The organism is Nesterenkonia sandarakina (assembly GCF_014138825.1).
Lineage (GTDB): Bacteria > Actinomycetota > Actinomycetes > Actinomycetales > Micrococcaceae > Nesterenkonia > Nesterenkonia sandarakina.
In genome coordinates this window covers 1,254,683-1,271,392 of record NZ_JACJIH010000001.1, presented here as the reverse complement: position 1 = coordinate 1,271,392, position 16,710 = coordinate 1,254,683, and the positions used below count along the sequence as shown (strand labels likewise).

14 protein-coding genes are annotated in these 16,710 nt (G+C 68.3%); 13 read left to right on the top strand and 1 reads right to left on the bottom strand.

Translation table 11 applies throughout. The annotated features are described in order from the left end of the window. Positions 1-48: 48 nt before the first annotated feature. The 11 genes from HNR24_RS05755 (at position 49) to dapF (ending at position 11,890) form a co-directional block, all read left to right on the top strand. Positions 49-3,369: an FtsK/SpoIIIE family DNA translocase gene (locus HNR24_RS05755; RefSeq protein ID WP_182495266.1), complete on the top strand. Its 3,321-nt coding sequence runs from the start codon at positions 49-51 to the stop codon at positions 3,367-3,369. A 7-nt stretch (positions 3,370-3,376) separates the two neighbouring features. After that, positions 3,377-4,066 carry a CDP-diacylglycerol--glycerol-3-phosphate 3-phosphatidyltransferase gene (gene pgsA / locus HNR24_RS05750; RefSeq protein ID WP_182495265.1) on the top strand — a complete coding sequence of 230 codons (690 nt, stop codon included), beginning with the start codon at positions 3,377-3,379 and terminating at the stop codon, positions 4,064-4,066. Further along, positions 4,059-4,733 carry a CinA family protein gene (locus HNR24_RS05745; RefSeq protein ID WP_182495264.1) on the top strand — a complete coding sequence of 225 codons (675 nt, stop codon included), beginning with the start codon at positions 4,059-4,061 and terminating at the stop codon, positions 4,731-4,733. Before pgsA ends, HNR24_RS05745 begins: the two co-directional genes overlap by 8 nt. Positions 4,734-4,827: 94 nt before the next feature. Further along, entirely contained in the window at positions 4,828-5,274 is a 447-nt protein-coding gene (locus HNR24_RS05740; RefSeq protein ID WP_182495263.1) for a helix-turn-helix domain-containing protein, read from the top strand. Between the two features lie 77 nt (positions 5,275-5,351). After that, the gene (locus tag HNR24_RS05735; RefSeq protein ID WP_182495262.1) at positions 5,352-5,912 is read left to right on the top strand and encodes a MarR family winged helix-turn-helix transcriptional regulator; all 561 of its coding nucleotides are present in this window, start codon (positions 5,352-5,354) and stop codon (positions 5,910-5,912) included. Further along, a complete protein-coding gene (locus HNR24_RS05730) occupies positions 5,909-6,127 on the top strand; it encodes a DUF3046 domain-containing protein (RefSeq protein WP_182495261.1) in 219 nt (72 codons plus the stop codon). The genes HNR24_RS05735 and HNR24_RS05730 overlap by 4 nt, the downstream gene beginning before the upstream one ends. A 188-nt stretch (positions 6,128-6,315) precedes the next feature. Then, entirely contained in the window at positions 6,316-7,359 is a 1,044-nt protein-coding gene (recA, locus tag HNR24_RS05725) for a recombinase RecA (RefSeq protein ID WP_058888603.1), read from the top strand. Positions 7,360-7,371: 12 nt separating this feature from the next. Next, positions 7,372-8,229 (top strand): regulatory protein RecX, encoded by an 858-nt coding sequence (locus tag HNR24_RS05720; protein WP_232301757.1) that lies wholly within the window; start codon positions 7,372-7,374, stop codon positions 8,227-8,229. An 11-nt stretch (positions 8,230-8,240) separates the two neighbouring features. Next, positions 8,241-9,815 (top strand): tRNA (N6-isopentenyl adenosine(37)-C2)-methylthiotransferase MiaB, encoded by a 1,575-nt coding sequence (gene miaB / locus HNR24_RS05715; protein WP_259392414.1) that lies wholly within the window; start codon positions 8,241-8,243, stop codon positions 9,813-9,815. Then, the gene (gene miaA / locus HNR24_RS05710; RefSeq protein WP_083504817.1) at positions 9,812-10,783 is read left to right on the top strand and encodes a tRNA (adenosine(37)-N6)-dimethylallyltransferase MiaA; all 972 of its coding nucleotides are present in this window, start codon (positions 9,812-9,814) and stop codon (positions 10,781-10,783) included. The genes miaB and miaA overlap by 4 nt, the downstream gene beginning before the upstream one ends. A gap of 132 nt (positions 10,784-10,915) precedes the next feature. Next, on the top strand, positions 10,916-11,890 hold the full coding sequence (gene dapF, locus HNR24_RS05705) for a diaminopimelate epimerase (protein WP_269745508.1): 975 nt from the start codon (positions 10,916-10,918) through the stop codon (positions 11,888-11,890). A gap of 120 nt (positions 11,891-12,010) precedes the next feature. Here dapF and HNR24_RS05700 read toward each other — a convergent pair whose 3' ends face one another. Next, positions 12,011-12,628: a class I SAM-dependent methyltransferase gene (locus tag HNR24_RS05700; protein WP_058888606.1), complete on the bottom strand. Its 618-nt coding sequence runs from the start codon at positions 12,626-12,628 to the stop codon at positions 12,011-12,013. Positions 12,629-12,937: 309 nt separating this feature from the next. On the opposite strand from HNR24_RS05700, the gene hflX reads away from it, so the two are divergent. Further along, positions 12,938-14,563, top strand: a complete 1,626-nt coding sequence (hflX, locus tag HNR24_RS05695; protein ID WP_058888607.1) for a GTPase HflX — start codon at positions 12,938-12,940, stop codon at positions 14,561-14,563. Further along, positions 14,560-16,593, top strand: a complete 2,034-nt coding sequence (locus HNR24_RS05690) for an ATP-dependent DNA helicase (protein WP_375139263.1) — start codon at positions 14,560-14,562, stop codon at positions 16,591-16,593. Before hflX ends, HNR24_RS05690 begins: the two co-directional genes overlap by 4 nt. Positions 16,594-16,710: the final 117 nt, after the last annotated feature.

Genomic DNA, 16,710 nt, shown 5'->3' with positions numbered 1-16,710 from the left:
GTGTGCCGATCGGTGACCGGACCCCGGATCGAGGGTAGGTTAGCCCCTATGGCGACACGTACTTCCCCCTCGCGAGCCGCCAGCACCAAAGGGAGCAAGTCCTCCAAGGGTGCCTCAGGCCGCGCGACGACGTCGAAGAATTCCTCCAACCCCGCAGCAGAGTCCCCGCAGGGGAACCTGCTGGCCTCCGCCGCGCGCGGCTTCTGGCTGGCACTTGCCACCCCGGTGGCCTCTGCTGTGCGCGGGATCGGTCGGCAGGTGAAGGTTCACCCCGATGACCGCCGGGACGGCGCCGGGCTGGTGTTCTTCCTGCTCGCTGCGCTGACCGCCGTCGTCGACTGGTGGGGCGCGCGCACCATGGATCACTGGGCGCTCAACCTGGTGCACACCTCCACGGCAGGAACCTTCGGCTGGGCCTCGGTGATCCTGCCGCTGATCCTGCTGATCGCGGCGGTGCGCTACTTCAGGGCACCGCAGGACCACGCCGGCAACGCCCGGATCGCCGCGGGCAGCGCCATCATCCTCATCTCCGCCGCCGGCATCGTGCACCTGGCCAACGGGCTGCCCACGATCAACGAGGCGTTCACGGTCGGCGAGGACGGCGCCTTCACCGCGCTGCTGAACTCCGGGGGAGTCATCGGCTACCTGGTCAGCGTGCCGCTGGCCTCCCTGGTCACCCCGTACCCGGTGTGGGCGCTGCTGATCCTCGCGCTGCTCGCCGGCCTGCTGGTGCTCACCGACACCCCGCTGCGCCGGGTGCCCGATCGCGTCGCCGTGGCCAAGAGCTTCATCGTCGGAGAGCGCCGCGAACCGCTTGAGGACCCGCAGCTGCCTGCCGGCGGGCAGGCCCAGCAGCCTGCGCCGACGCGGAAGTCCAAGTCCACCCCCGCCCAGCCTGCCGCCACGCATCCCGACGACGACGCCCCGGCCCGGCCACGACGCGCCGCCCGCCACGCCGACTCCTCCGGTGAGGGCCCCGCCAAGAAGTCGCTGCTCTCCAAGATCATGGGCTCCAAGGATGAGGACGCGGGGAACTCGGAGGCTCGCGGCGCCGACGCCCGGGACTCCGACATCGAGTCCTTCGGACACCAGGACCACGAGGCCGCCCGCGCGACCGAGGGCGCCTATGAGGATCCAGTCTTCGACGAGTCCGACGGGGACCCCGCCGGCGCCCCAGCGGTGCCCGCCGGGGTCCGTCGTCCCACCGCCCAGGAGCGCGCCATCCAGCGCGCCCGGGAGCGGGCCGCCCCCGCCGCCGCCGCTGCGGAGGCCGCTGCCACCGAGGCGTCCGCCGCGTCGGCCTCGGAGGTGCCCTCCTCGGCCGCTCTGAAGCGCAACCCCGACCCCGAGGCGCCCGCCCCGGCGGCGGCCATGCCGGTGCGCTCGGAGCAGCTCACCCTGGGCGGGGACGTCACCTACACCCTGCCCGAGCAGGGGCTGCTGCCCTCGGGCCCGCCGGCCAAGGAGCACACCGCCGCCAACGACGAGATCGTGCACGCCCTGAACCAGACCTTCCAGCAGTTCAAGGTCGACGCCCAGGTCACCGGCTTCTCCCGGGGCCCCACAGTGACCCGGTACGAGGTCGAGCTGGTCCCCGGCACCAAGGTGGAGAAGGTCACCGGGCTGGAGAAGAACATCTCCCTGGCCGTGGCCTCCAACGAGGTCCGGATCCTTTCCCCGATCCCCGGCAAGTCCGCCATCGGCATCGAGATCCCGAACAAGGACAAGGAAGTCGTCGTCCTGGGCGATGTGCTGCGCTCGAATGCCGCGCGGAAGACCGATCACCCCATGGTCATGGGAGTCGGCAAAGACGTGGAGGGCGGGTTCGTCGTCGCCAACCTGGCGAAGATGCCCCACCTGCTCGTCGCCGGCGCCACCGGCGCAGGCAAGTCGGCCTTCGTGAACTCGATGGTCACCTCGATCCTGATGCGCGCCACTCCCGACGAGGTGCGCCTGGTCATGGTGGACCCCAAGCGGGTGGAGCTCACCGCCTATGAAGGCGTCCCGCACCTGGTGACACCGATCATCACCGACGCCAAGAAGGCCGCCGAGGCGCTGCAGTGGGTGGTCAAGGAGATGGACAACCGCTACGACGATCTCGCCCACTTCGGCTACAAGCACGTGGACGACTTCAACAAGGCGGTCCGCAGCGGCAAGATCCAGCTGCCACCGGACTCCAAGCGGGACCTTCGCCCGTACCCCTACCTGCTGGTGATCGTCGACGAGCTCGCCGACCTGATGATGGTCGCCCCGCGCGACGTCGAAGACTCGATCGTGCGCATCACCCAGCTCGCCCGCGCCGCCGGCATCCACCTGGTGCTGGCCACCCAGCGCCCCTCGGTCAACGTGGTCACCGGGCTGATCAAGGCGAACATCCCCTCCCGGATGGCCTTCGCCACCTCTTCCTCCACCGACTCCCGCGTGGTGCTGGACTCGGTGGGCGCCGAGAAGCTGCTGGGTCAGGGCGACGCGCTCTTCCTTCCTGCCGGCCGGCCGAACCCGATGCGCGTCCAGGGTGCCTGGGTCAACGACTCCGAGGTCCACGCGGTGGTCGAGCACGTGAAGTCCCAGCTCAAAGCGCAGTACCGCGAGGACGTGGTGCCCGAGAAGGTCTCCAAGAAGATCGACGAGGACATCGGCGATGACCTCGACGTGCTGCTGCAGGCCACCGAACTGGTGGTCACCACCCAGTTCGGCTCCACCTCGATGCTGCAGCGCAAGCTGCGCGTGGGCTTCGCCAAGGCCGGGCGCCTGATGGACCTGATGGAGTCCCGCGGGGTGGTCAGCGCCTCCGAGGGCTCCAAGGCCCGCGACGTGCTGGTCTCCCCGGAGGAGCTGCCCGGGCTGCTGGCCACCATGCGCGGTGAGGAGCCGCGAGCCGCGGCGCCCAGCGAGGCCGCTCCGGAGGCCTATGACAACACCGGGATCGAATATGAGCCCGGACATTCGGTGCAGACCGCGCCCAGCGCAGCGCTGCGGGCCCCGGAGTCCGCTCCGAGTCCGGTCCATGCGGCTGACCTGGGACCAGGGGAGCCGGACCATCAGCCCCCGACCGGGTCATTCGCCGCCCCCGGCTCCGGCGCCGCCTCAGGTCATTCGGCAGCCTCTGGTCATTCGCCAGTCTCTGCGGTCTCGGCCGGCTCGGCCCCGGATCCGTCCGGGGTGGAGGATTCCCACCAGGAGCCGGCGCCGACCGGTCCCACCCAGGCTGTCGGGCAGCGCCAGGTCAGCCGGGCCTCGCTCTCCAGCGCCGATCTGATCGCCCGTGATCTGGCCGAACGCACCGCGGCCCTGCCGCAGGCGAGGGACTATCATGACGGGCATGACTCCACGTCCGGCGAGGACATGTGGGAACTGACCGGACGCTGAGGGGCTCATGACTGACACACCGCGCGAAGGAGCCGCACCGACCGGGGAACCGGCTGCACCTCCGCTGCTCAACATCGCCAACATCCTGACCATGGTGCGCATCGCTCTGGTCCCGGTCTTCATCTGGTTCCTGGTGCTCGACGCCGACGGCCAGGTGTTCGGCGCCGGGACGGCCGAGGCCAACAACGGAGGCTGGCGCTGGGCGGCGGCCGGGATATTCGCCCTGGCGGTGCTCACGGACAAGATCGACGGCGACCTGGCCCGCTCGCGCAACCTGGTCACCGATTTCGGCAAGATCGCCGACCCCATCGCCGACAAGCTGCTCATCGGAGCGGGGCTGGTGATGCTCTCGCTGCTCGGCGAGCTGCCCTGGTGGGTGACCGTGGTGATCCTGGCCCGTGAGCTCGGCGTCACCGTGCTGCGCATGGTCGTGATCCGCTACGGCGTCATGCCTGCCTCCCGCGGCGGCAAGCTCAAGACCGTGCTGCAGTCTGCGGGTCTGCAGCTGATGCTGCTGCCTCTGGTCGTGCTCGCCAGCTGGCTGGCCGACGTCGCGTTCTGGATCATGATCCTTGCCCTGGTGGTCACCGTGGTCACCGGAGTGGACTACCTGATCTCCGCGATCAGGATGCGCAGCCGGGTCCGTCGGGACCGGTCCGATGCACCCGGACGTGCCGGAGACCCAACCGATGGCTGAGCCCTCCGACCGAGCAGAAGGGCGCTCCGAGCAGCCCGCGAGGCTCTCCGGGGATGCAGGTGAGCTGGCGCGAGCCGCCGAGCGTGCGACCTCGCCGCGCGGGATCATCCAGACCCTGGCGCATCGCGGCCTCACGCTGGCCACCGCCGAGTCGCTGACCGCCGGAGGGCTGTCCTCCCGCATCGCTGAGGTGCCGGGCACCTCGGTGGCGCTTCTCGGCGGCGTCGTGGCCTACGCCAGCGCCGTGAAACGTAATGTTCTCGGCGTCGACGCGCAGCTGCTTGCCGACCGGGGCGCGGTCGATCCCGATGTGGCTGCCGCCATGGCGCGCGGGGCGGCCTCCTGCACCGGCGCCGATATCGGCATCGCGACCACCGGTGTGGCCGGGCCTGAGCCGCATGAGGGCAAGCCGGTGGGCACCGTATATCTCGGACTGGCCTGCAGGAACAGCGCGCGCGAACGACTCGAGCTCGCGCTGCCTGCCGGATGCGCCGCCGCGGCGGCCGGGCTTGGCCCGGAGACCGCCGACCAGTGGCTCTCTGGCTCCCTGCGTCTCGAGCTGCACGGTGACCGCGCCGCGATCCGCGATGCCTCGGTGGAGGGCGCCCTGAAACTTGTCGAAGACTTCTTGGCCACCGCACCGCATGGCCTCCGGTATTCGGTCTAGAGTAGAGCCACGAGGACCAGCAGCCACACCGGGAAGAAAACACCTGCGAACACCGTTGACCACAGGTGGAACATACCGAAAGAGGAGTGAGTCCATGGTGAGACAACCAGTCACCGTCAACGGCGTGACCCGTTGGAAAGATATGGACGTCGACGGCGCCGCTGCGGCCCAGCCCCGAGAGTCCAAGGGAGTCGTGCTGCGCCAGGAGATCGGTGACGTTCTGCGCAGCATCCGTCAGACCGAGGGTCGTACCCTCCGGGATGTCTCCCATGACGCCCGCGTGTCCCTGGGGTATCTCTCCGAGGTTGAACGCGGCCAGAAGGAAGCCTCCTCGGAGCTGCTGGCATCGATCTGCTCCGCACTCGAAGTGCCCCTCTCCGCGATGCTCTCCCAGGTCGCCGAGCGCATCGCCACGGCCGAGGGTCTACAGGTTCCCGACACCGTTCCCACTGAGTTCCAGCGGGAGTTCGGCGGCGGAGTCGTCCCGGACCGCGTACCGGATGCGCTGACCCGCGAGGAGCTCGCGCGCAGCGGATCGTGATCCGTCCCGCAGCTTGAATCTGTGTAGGAGGGCCGCCCTATGGGGTGGCCCTCCTTCACTGTCATAGACTGTTGCCCATGGGAAGCTTCGATCGACGCGCCAAGGTCCACGAGCTGGAGCAGGAGTTCAACCGACTCTTCGTCCGGCGCCGATTCAACGCGCTGCAGCTGGCACGTCAGATCGACTCCGAGATCGAGCCGGCGTCCTACTCCGTGCTGGCCACACTGCAACAGATGGGGCCGCAGCGGATGACAGCGATCGCCCGTCACCTTGGGATCGGCAAGCCCACCCTCTCGCGTCAGCTCAGCACGCTGGAGCATCGGGGCTTCGTCGAGAAGGCCACCGATCCCGCCGATGGTCGGGCGCAGATGGTCTCACTGACCGAGGAGGGACGGGCCCGGCTGGAATCCGCCCAGGGAGACCGGGCCGAACGGTACCTCCAGATGCTCACGCCGTGGCAGGAGCAGGAGATCGAGACGCTCTCCCGGCTGCTGACGAAGCTGAACAAGTCCTATACCGAATTCGACGCCGAGCATGATCCCGCGCTGGCCCATGGGTCGGCGCTTCCCGGGGCCGTGAATGTGAAGGATCCGGCGGGGGAGCCGAATGAGAACGCCGCAGATGAAAGGGCCTTGTGAGAGAGAGTCGATTCTGGTTCCTCATGGAGGGTGAGTTTGGGCCCAACTACGCCCACGTGCTCGCGGACTCGCTGGTGCTCAGCCAGTACCAGATGAGCGTGAAGGCCACCCTGGAGTCCGGGGTGAGCCCTCGGGACGTCTGGGACGCCGTCTGTGACCAGCAGGACGTCCCCGCGGAGCGTCGGCTCGGCCGCGACATCGCGCCCAAACGCTGAGCTGCGCGGACACGCCCAGGCCGGGAATCGAAGATATGTTCGACTGGATGCGCTAGAGTTTTCCCCAGAAGCCCCGTGCTGCGGGACGGACTCCTTCAGACGCACACGGCCTGAACGTGCACGAAGTCATGTCAGAGGGTCCGCCTAGTCTTGCACCACACACATACAACGAGTCATCGAGGTGAATCATGGCAGTCAGCAAGGATCGTGAGAAGGCGCTTGAAGCGGCGCTCGCCCAGATCGACAAGCAGTACGGCAAGGGTTCTGTCATGCGCCTCGGTGATGACACTCGCGCACCGATCGAGACCATCCCGACCTCCTCGATCGCCTTGGACGCCGCGCTCGGCATCGGAGGCTTCCCCCGCGGACGCGTGGTGGAGATCTACGGGCCAGAGTCCTCCGGCAAGACCACGGTCGCCCTGCACGCAGTGGCCAACGCCCAGAAGCAGGGCGGCATTGCGGCATTCATCGACGCCGAGCACGCCCTGGACCCGGTGTACGCCCAGAAGCTGGGCGTGGACACCGACGCGCTGCTGGTCTCCCAGCCGGACACCGGTGAGCAGGCACTGGAGATCATGGACATGCTGGTCTCCTCCGGCTCGATCGACATCGTGGTGATCGACTCCGTGGCAGCCCTGGTGCCCCGCGCCGAGATCGAAGGCGAGATGGGTGACTCCCACGTCGGGCTCCAGGCGCGGCTGATGTCTCAGGCGCTGCGCAAGATCGCCGGACGGCTCTCGCAGACCAAGACCACCGCGATCTTCATCAACCAGCTGCGCGAGAAGATCGGCGTGTTCTTCGGCTCCCCGGAGACCACCTCCGGCGGCAAGGCGCTGAAGTTCTACGCCTCGGTCCGTGTGGACGTGCGCCGCATCGAGACCCTCAAGGAGGGCACCAACGCGGTGGGCAACCGCACCCGCGCCAAGATTGTGAAGAACAAGATGGCTCCGCCGTTCAAGCAGGCCGAGTTCGACATCGTCTACGGCGAGGGGATCTCCCGCGAGGGGGGACTCATCGATGTCGGCGTCGAGAACGGCCTCGTGAAGAAGTCCGGCGCCTGGTTCACCTACGACGGGGACCAGCTGGGCCAGGGCAAGGAGAAGGCGCGCACCTTCCTCAAGGACAATCCCGACCTCGCCGATGAGATTGAACGGCGCATCCGCGAGAAGCTCGGTCTGACCTCCCCGCTGGAAGAAGAAGGCGGGCCCGCCCTGCAGGCAGTCGACGGCTGATAGGAGGTCGCCATGGGTGATCAGCAGCAGAAGATCGACGCGCTGCGGGCCGCCATGACCAACATTCAGGAGCGGGACCCTGACGCCCCAGTTCCTGACTTCCTGGTGGTGGATACCTCGGTGCCCGCGGTCACGGAGGACGGTGAGCCTGACAGCTCGCCGGAGGCTCCACACACCGCACCGGCGGATCCCGGTTCCGCCGCGAGCAGCGCCGCGACTCTCGGATCCGCCGCAACCGCAGATTCGACTGAGATGGCCGAGGACGCGGGAGGAGATGAGAGCGCGGAGGATTCTCGCGGCGCGGGGGATGATCAGGGCCCGGAGGACGAGGAGGACTCCGCCTCCGGGGCGCACTCTGAGCTGAGTCCCGCGGAACAATACGAGAAGGCGCGCGCGGTGGTGCTGCGCCGACTCACCGGTTCCCCGAAGTCCCGGCACCAGCTGGCTGTGGCACTGCAGGAGAAGGAGTTCAGCGCCGAGATCATCACCCGTGTGCTGGACCGGATGGAAGAGGTCCATCTGGTCAACGACAGCGAATTCGCCCAGACCTGGGTGAAGGGGCGGCACGAGCTGAAGAACCTCGGAAAGTCTGCGCTGCGCCGCGAGCTGCGTGAGAAGGGCATCACCGATGCCGTGGCCGCAGAGGCACTGGAACAGATCACCCCCGAGGACGAGGGTGACGCAGCGCGAGAGCTCGTGCAGCGGAAGCTGCAGGGAAAGAACGTGCCCACCGGGCCCAGCCCGGAGGAGCGCGCCGAGCGGGACAAGATCACCCGGAGGCTGGTGTCGATGCTGGCCCGCAGGGGACACGCCCCGGGAGTGGCGTTCCAGATCGTGCGCGAGGAGATCGACGATCATTCCAACGCGTAGAATCCAGTGCAATGAGTGATGCACTGATGGACCGCGCCCAGAGCCCTGCGCCGGAGGCCGACGGCGCCGCGCGCCCCGCCGAGGAGACTCCGAGGGTGCGCCCACGCACCTACGAGGTCCGCACCTTCGGGTGTCAGATGAACGTCCACGACTCGGAGCGGATGTCCGGGCTCCTCGAAGACGCAGGCTATGGGCCGGTGGAAACCGGTGATACCCCTGACCTGGTCGTCTTCAACACCTGCGCGGTCCGGGAGAATGCTGATAACAAGCTCTACGGCCACCTCGGAATGCTACGGAAGACCAAGGCCGAGCACGAGGGCATGCAGATCGCGGTCGGCGGCTGCCTGGCCCAGAAGGACCAGGAGACCGTCCAGAAGCGGGCACCCTGGGTCGACGTCGTCTTCGGCACCCACAACATCGGCTCGCTGCCCACGCTGCTGGAACGCTCCCGGCACAACGCCGAGGCCGAGATCGAGATCCTCGAGTCCTTGGAGACGTTCCCCTCCACGCTGCCGACCAAACGCGAATCGGTGCACTCCGGATGGGTCTCCATCTCGGTGGGATGCAACAACACCTGCACCTTCTGCATCGTGCCCTCGCTGCGCGGGAAGGAACGCGACCGTCGCCCCGGAGAGATCCTCGCCGAGGTGCGTGCCCTGGTCGCCGACGGCGCCGTGGAGGTCACCCTGCTGGGCCAGAACGTGAACACCTACGGCGTGGAATTCGGCGACCGTGGCGCCTTCGCCAAGCTTCTGCGCGCCTGTGGAGAGATCCAGGGGCTCGAACGGGTGCGCTTCACCAGTCCTCATCCGGCCTCCTTCACCGACGACGTCATCCACGCCATGGCAGAGACCCCGAACGTCATGCCGCAGCTGCATATGCCGCTGCAGTCCGGTTCCGACAAGGTGCTCAAAGACATGCGCCGGTCCTACCGGTCCAAGAAGTTCCTGGGAATCCTGGAGAAGGTCCGCGAGTCCATGCCGCACGCCGCGGTCAGCACCGACATCATCGTGGGCTTCCCCGGGGAGACCGAGGCCGACTTCGAGGAGACCATGCGGGTGGTCGAAGCGTCACGATTCGCCTCGGCCTACACCTTCCAGTATTCGCCACGCCCAGGCACCGCCGCGGCGGCCATGGCGGAGCAGGTGCCCAAGGCGATCGTGCAGAAGCGCTTCGAGCGGCTCTGTGCCCTGCAGGATCGTATCGGGGCCGAGGAGAACGCGAAGCTGCTCGGCACCTCCCAGGAACTGCTGGTCACCGCGGACTCGGGGACCAAATCCAGTGAGACCGGGCGCCTCACCGGGCGGGCCCGCGATAATCGTCTGGTCCACTTCTCGGTCCCGACCGGGGAACCGGTCCCGCGCCCCGGTGACTTCGTCACCGTCCCGATCACCGAGACCGCCGGGTTCCACCTGCTGGCCGATCCGGAGGACACCGCGGACTACCAGCTGCGCCGGTCTCCGGCCGGGGACGCCTGGGACCGCTGGCAGGCGGATTCCTGCGGTGTGGGGACCACCCAGGTGACCGGTTCGACCCCGGGAGCGGTCTCTCTGGGCATGCCGACGCTCCCGCCGGTCTCCCGATGACCCCGGAGGACCACGCCACCCAGGCGGTGACGGTCCGCCCCGGATCGCCCACGTCAGACCTTCCACTGATCGTGCTGGTGGGCCCCACCGCCTCCGGTAAATCCCGGCTGGGCATCGAGCTCGCAGAGCGTCTGGATGGGGAGATCATCAACGCCGACTCGATGCAGCTCTACCGCGGCATGGACATCGGCACCGCCAAGGTCACCGCAGAAGAGTCCCGAGGGGTGGCGCATCACCTGCTCGATGTGCTCGACGTGACCGAAGAAGCCTCTGTCGCGGACTTCCAGAAGCGGGCGCGCGAGGTCATCGACGAGGTCAGGTCTCGGGGCAAGACCCCCATCATGGTCGGCGGCTCCGGACTCTACGTGCGGGCCGTGATCGACGTCATCGAGTTCCCGCCCACGGATGCACAGCTGCGCAGCCGCTTGACGCTGCGCCTCGAGGAGGAGGGTGCGGCGGGGCTGCGTGCGCAGCTGCGCGAGCGTGACCCCGAGTCTGCCGCCGTGATCAAGGACGACCGTCGCCTGATCCGGGCCCTGGAGGTCGTGCAGCTCACCGGCCGGACGTTCTCCTCCTTCATGCCACAACGAGTCCATGAGCCCCGCCTGGGGCCGATCGTGCAGCTTGGACTTCACATGGAACGGCCCCTGCTGCATGAGCGCATCGCTGGGCGCGTGCACCACATGGCCGGAGATGGTCTGCTCGAAGAGGTGCATCAGCTCGACCTCGCCGGTCTGCGCCGCGGGCGCACCGCCTCCCGGGCCATCGGATACCAGCAGTTCCTTCAGGTCCTCGACGGCGAGCTCACCCAGTCGGAAGCGGTGGAGGCCACCACGGTGGCGACACGGAAGTTCGCCCGCAGACAGGAGACCTGGTTTCGGGCCGACCCCCGAGTGACCTGGCTGCCCGCGCTCTCGGAGTCCCTGGCGAACCAGGCGCAGGAAGCGATCTCTGGCTCCCGACGTTGAACACCACAGCATGGTCCTGGTGAACCTGCAGGGCCCACGGCGCACGGCCCAGCCAGCAGCGCCCGTCCTGCACCATCTATCCTGAAGCATCGATCCAGCACCATCGATCCATCCGCATTGAAGGAGAACCGCGTGGCTCACCACCTCACCGGCCTGGAATCCCTCGCCGGCACAGCCGTCACCAAGGCCCACGCCACCGGCAACGACTTCGTGATGCTCGCTGACCCCCTGGGCGAGCAGGACCTCGAGGCGCACCAGGCCGCGGCACTGTGCGACCGCCACCTCGGCATCGGAGCCGATGGGGTCATCCGCGCCGTCCCGGCGCACCGTGTGACCGGGGACGCCGTCGTGTCCCGGCTGCTGGCCGAGAACACCGAGCTCAGCAGCACCGACGACGAGCCGCTGTGGTTCATGGACTATCGGAACTCCGACGGATCGGTGTCCGAGATGTGCGGCAACGGAGTGCGCGCCTTCGCCCATTTTCTGATCGCAGAAGGCCTGGTGGAGCTCGCCGAGGGTCACCGGCTTCCGGTGCTGACCCGCGCCGGGCTGCGCAGCGTGCGCAAGGTTCCCGAAGGCTACGCCATCGGCATGGGCGTGTGGTCCTTCCTGGACCCCGAGCAGGCGGCCGCGAACGCCTCAGACGCACTGGTGATCGCCGCAGGACTCGAGGAACCGCGTCCCGCGCTGAGCATCTCGATGGGCAACCCGCACACCGTCGTCGCTCTCAGCGACGAGGTGACGCTGCAGGAGCTGAACCTCTATGAGGCGCCCAAGGTGGACCCGGTTCCGCCGGCCGGCACCAACGTCGAGTTCGTGGTCCCGGCCGAGCCGCTGGTCACCGAGGACGAGGACGGCCAGCCCGTGGGCAGAGTCCGGATGCGCGTCCACGAACGCGGGGTCGGGGAGACCATGTCCTGCGGGACCGGCGCATGTGCTGCTGCCGCCGCGGTGCGTGTATGGGCCGCCGATGACAGCGTCAACCTCTGGAAGGTCGACGTTCCCGGCGGTCAGGTGAGCGTGCGATTCACGGCTCGGGAAGACGGCGCGGAGGATGTCGAGCTCGCCGGACCCGCCGAGCTCGTGCTCACCGGCACGCTGACCTGAGCCACTGTCCGATACGCACCGGGAACGGGTGCTGCACAGCTGAAGAGCCGGGCCGACGGCGCAGCACGCGGCCGAAACAGCCGGCAGCGGCCCAGGCTGCCCGCCTCCGGGAACACCGGTTCAGTCTCTGCTGATCCGCAGCAGTCGGAAGCCTTTGGCGGTCTCCGCACGTCCACTCTGGAAGTCCCCGTCGGCGGTCTCGAGCATCGAGGAGATCCAGGTGAGCAGCGAGTCGGCTCCGAGGTTCTTCTGCACCACCAGCCAGGCAGCACCTCCGGGACTCAGCCTGGGCAGCCAGTGCTGGAGCAGCCCGTGCAGCACCTCCTTGCCGACCCGGATCGGCGGGTTGGACCAGATGGTGTCGAACTGGATATCCGCCGGAACCTCCTCGGGCGCGAGCACCCGCACATTGCTCAGTCCCAGCGCCGCCGCGTTCTCTGCGCAGAGCGTGCGGGAGCGTTCATTGACGTCCACAGCCCAGACCGTGGCCTGGGGAGAGCGCATCGCCATGGTCAGCGCCAGGGGACCCCAGCCGCAGCCGATGTCCAGCAGGTTCCCTTCCGGTGCCGGATCCGGAACATGTTTGAGCAGCACGGCCGTACCCTTGTCCACGCCATCGGGGGAGAAGATCCCCCCGGCCGTGGCGACGGAGACCTCTCGTCCGTCCAGGTTGACCGAGACGGCGCGGCGGGTGAATGGCCCCTCGGGGGACGCGGAGAAATAATGCTGGGAGCTCACAGGGTGAATCGTAGTAGACTCCTTCTCATGTGGATTCACCTGACGTACTCCCGCCCCCGCGGTTGAGTCACCTTCTGATCGCCCGGCCGGCCTTCTGAGCCGGCCCTGCCGCCAGCGCGCAGAGCCCGGCACGCCGAAGACCCATCTTCGGTCTCGCGGGCCGCGACTGCGGCACACGCCATCCACACCACGAGCAAGTCCCGACCGATCTCCACAGCGGACCCGTGCACTTAACCATGTCCCGGGTCGAACGTAGGATGGAGATCCACGGCGGGCAGGGCCAGGCCGAAAACTGGTCCTAAGGAGATCATGACCAAGCAGAACCACACGCCCGAACCTTCCGGCGAGACCCCCGAGGGCACCCCGGCGTCAGCCGCAGAGCAGTCCTCCGTCGATGCCACCATCGAGCGGATCCTCGCCGCCGACCGCGCCCGCGAGCAGGCCCCAGGGCGGACCACCCGTTTCGAGGCCGAACCCGGTTCCCGGCGGGGCGGCATTCTGGGGGAGCAGGCCCGCGAGCTCTCCGGTGAGACCTCACACACCGACTCTGACGGTGAGCAGTATGACCTCATGGAGCGCCGCTCGCTGCGCCGGGTGGATGGACTCTCCACCGAGCTGGAAGATGTCTCAGAGGTCGAATACCGTCAGCTCCGTCTGGAGCGAGTGGTCCTCGCCGGGCTCTGGGGTGAGGGCACCGTCGCGGAGGCGGAGTATTCGCTGCGCGAGCTCTCCGCCCTTGCGGAGACCGCAGGTTCCACCGTCCTCGACGGGTTCCTGCAGCGCCGCGCCAAACCCGACCCCGGAACCTTCTTCGGCTCCGGCAAGGCCGAAGAGATCCGGGTGGCCGTGGCCGAGCTCGGTGCCGACACGGTCGTGGTCGACTCCGAGCTCGCCCCGTCTCAGCGCCGCGGACTCGAAGACATCGTCAAGGTCAAGGTGATCGACCGTACCGGTCTGATTCTGGACATCTTCGCTCAGCACGCGAAGTCCCGCGAGGGCAAGGCCCAGGTGGAGCTGGCGCAGATGGAGTACATGCTCCCGCGGCTGCGCGGCTGGGGCGAGTCGCTCTCCCGCCAGGCCGGTGGCCAGGTGGGCGGCGCGAGCGCCGGCATCGGCTCCCGCGGACCCGGTGAGACCAAGATCGAGCTGGACCGTCGCCGGATCAACGCGCGCATGTCCAAGCTGCGCAAGGACATCGCGGCGATGAAACCGGCCCGTGACGCCAAGCGAGCCAACCGCAAGCGCAACGCGGTCCCCTCCGTGGCGATCGCCGGATACACCAACGCCGGGAAGTCCTCGTTGCTGAACCGGCTCACCGACGCCGGGGTGATGGTCGAGAACGCGCTGTTCGCGACCCTGGACCCCACCACCCGCAAGGCGGTCACCCCGGACGGGATCGGTTATACGCTCTCTGACACGGTGGGCTTCGTCCGTCAGCTGCCCACCCAGCTGATCGAGGCGTTCCGCTCCACCCTGGAGGAGGTGGCCGACGCCGATCTCATCCTGCACGTCGTCGACGCGTCGCACCCCGAACCCGAGGGGCAGATCCAGGCGGTCCGCACGGTTCTGGCCGAGGTGGACGCGCACGAGGTGGACGAGATCATCGTGCTGAACAAGGCCGACGTCGCCGACTGGGACGTGGTGGAACGAATCCGACGGCGGGAGCCACACACCATCGTGGTCTCGGCTCACAGCGGAGAGGGCATCGCGGAGCTGCGCGAGCTGATCAGCAGCTCCATCCCGCGCCCCAGCGTCCCGCTGGAGCTGATGGTTCCCTACTCACACGGTGACATCGTCTCCAGGCTCCATGCCGAGGACGCCGAGATCCTCTCCACCGAGTACCTGGAGGAGGGCACCTTGTTGAAGGTGCTGGTCCGCCGGGAGCTCGCCGGGGACCTCTCCGAGTTCCAGGTCACCGCAGAGCCGACGCCTTGAGTGTGAGCACCAGCCGGTCCACCGGGTACCAGGAGACGACGGAGCTTCTGGAGCGTGCCGTCTCCGCCATGGGCGGGGTCAAGCGGTCCGGGCAGGTGACCATGGCCGAGCATGTCGCCATGGCGCTGCGCAAGCGCCGCCATCTCCTTGTCCAGGCGGGTACGGGCACCGGAAAGTCTCTGGCCTACCTGGTCCCGGCCGTGGTCCACGCCCTGGACGCGGAGAAGCCGGTGCTGATCTCCACCGCGACCCTGGCGCTGCAGGCCCAGATCATGGGTCGTGATCTTCCCCGACTGCTGGAGAACATCGCCGAGCACGTGGAGCGTGAGGTCGATGTCGCCCTGGTCAAGGGTCGGGCGAACTACGCGTGCAAACACAAGATGGACGGCGGATTCCCCGAGGACGACGACGAGCAGGCGCTGTTCGCCTTCGCCGACGAGCCGACCGGAGGGGTGGCCGCCGTGGAACCCGGCTCGCAGCTGGGCAAGGAGATTGTGGCGCTGCGCGAGTGGGCCGAGGTCACCGAGACCGGGGACCGCGACGACCTGCCCCACGGGGTGACCGACCGGGCCTGGCGCCAGATCTCGGTGAACGCCGTGGACTGCATCGGGCCCCGAAAGTGCCCGATGGCGGCCGAGTGCTTCTCCGAGCGCGCCCGGGAGAAGGCCAAGGACGCGGATCTGGTGGTCACGAATCACGCCATGCTCGCCATCGACGCCTTCGAGGGCCTCGACGTGCTGCCGGAGCACGACGCGGTCATCGTCGATGAGGCCCACGAGCTGGCTGACCGGGTGACCTCTGCGGTCACCGCTCAGCTCTCCGCGGCAATGATCAAGGCCGCGGCGTCCTCGGCCCGGCGGCATACCGCGATCAACGTCGAGGCGCTTCAGAGCTCTGCGGTCGCCGTCGAGGCGGCCTTCCACCGGGTGGACTCTGGCCTTCTGGCGCGCGGACTGAACCCTCAACAGCGCGAGGCCGTGGAGCTGGCACGAAACGCCGCCCGCACCGCCCTCTCGGACTCGAAACCCTCCGGCGACGCCGAAGCCGATCCGGGGCGCAACACGGCCAGGTCGCGCATGCAGGCCGTGCTCGAGACCGCGAACCGGATCCTGGAATCTCCGGAGACCCCCGATGTGGTCTGGCTGAACCGACCGGGCAGCTTCGTCCCGGGGCGGGGATACCAGGAGGCCGATCTGGAGGAATCTCCGCTGATCTACGTCGCGCCGACGTCCGTGGCCGGGCGGCTGCGCGATGGGCTCTTTGGTGATCGCACCGTGGTGCTGACCTCCGCCACCCTGACCATCGGTGACAGCTTCGACCCGGTGGCGGGGTCGCTGGGCCTGGCGGGGGAGAAGGCTCCTGCCTGGGATGCCGTGGACGTGGGAAGCCCGTTCGACTACCCCAAGCAGGGGGTGCTCTATGTTGCCAAGCACCTGCCCCCGCCCTCGATGAAGACCGCCCAGGCCCAGCGCGATGAGCTGGCCGGGTTGATCGAGGCGTCCAAGGGCGCGACCCTGGCACTGTTCTCCTCTCGCCGTGCGGCGGAGGAGGCGGCCGAGGACCTCCGTGAGCGACTGGACCTCCCGATCCTCTGCCAGGGAGACTCCACCATGTCCTCGCTGGTGCGCGCCTTCGCCGAAGACGAGGAGACCTGCCTCTTCGGCACGATGAGCCTCTGGCAGGGCGTCGATGTCCCCGGGCGCTCCTGTCGCCTGGTCGCCATCGACCGGATCCCCTTTCCACGCCCCGATGACCCGCTGGTGAGCGCACGCAGCCAGGAGGTCACTCGGCACGGCGGGAACGGCTTCATGCAGGTCGCTGCGACGCACGCCGCCACCAGGTTGGCTCAGGGCGCCGGTCGGCTGATCCGTACGTCGGAGGACAAGGGGGTGCTGGCGATTCTGGACTCACGTCTGGCCACCGCGCGCTACGGGGGATTCCTCAAGCGCTCGATGCCGGACTTCTGGCCGACCGCCAACGGGGACCTTGCTCGCGGAGCTCTGGCGCGCCTGGCTGAGAACGGGCGTTGAGCCGAACGCTGGACTCTGTCCGTCTCCGGCGCGCCCAAGCCCTTCCAGGGCGGCCCGTACCGGGGTAGCCGTCGTTCAGGCGCGCTGTCCCGTCGAGTGGCCGCCGTCGTTCAGGTG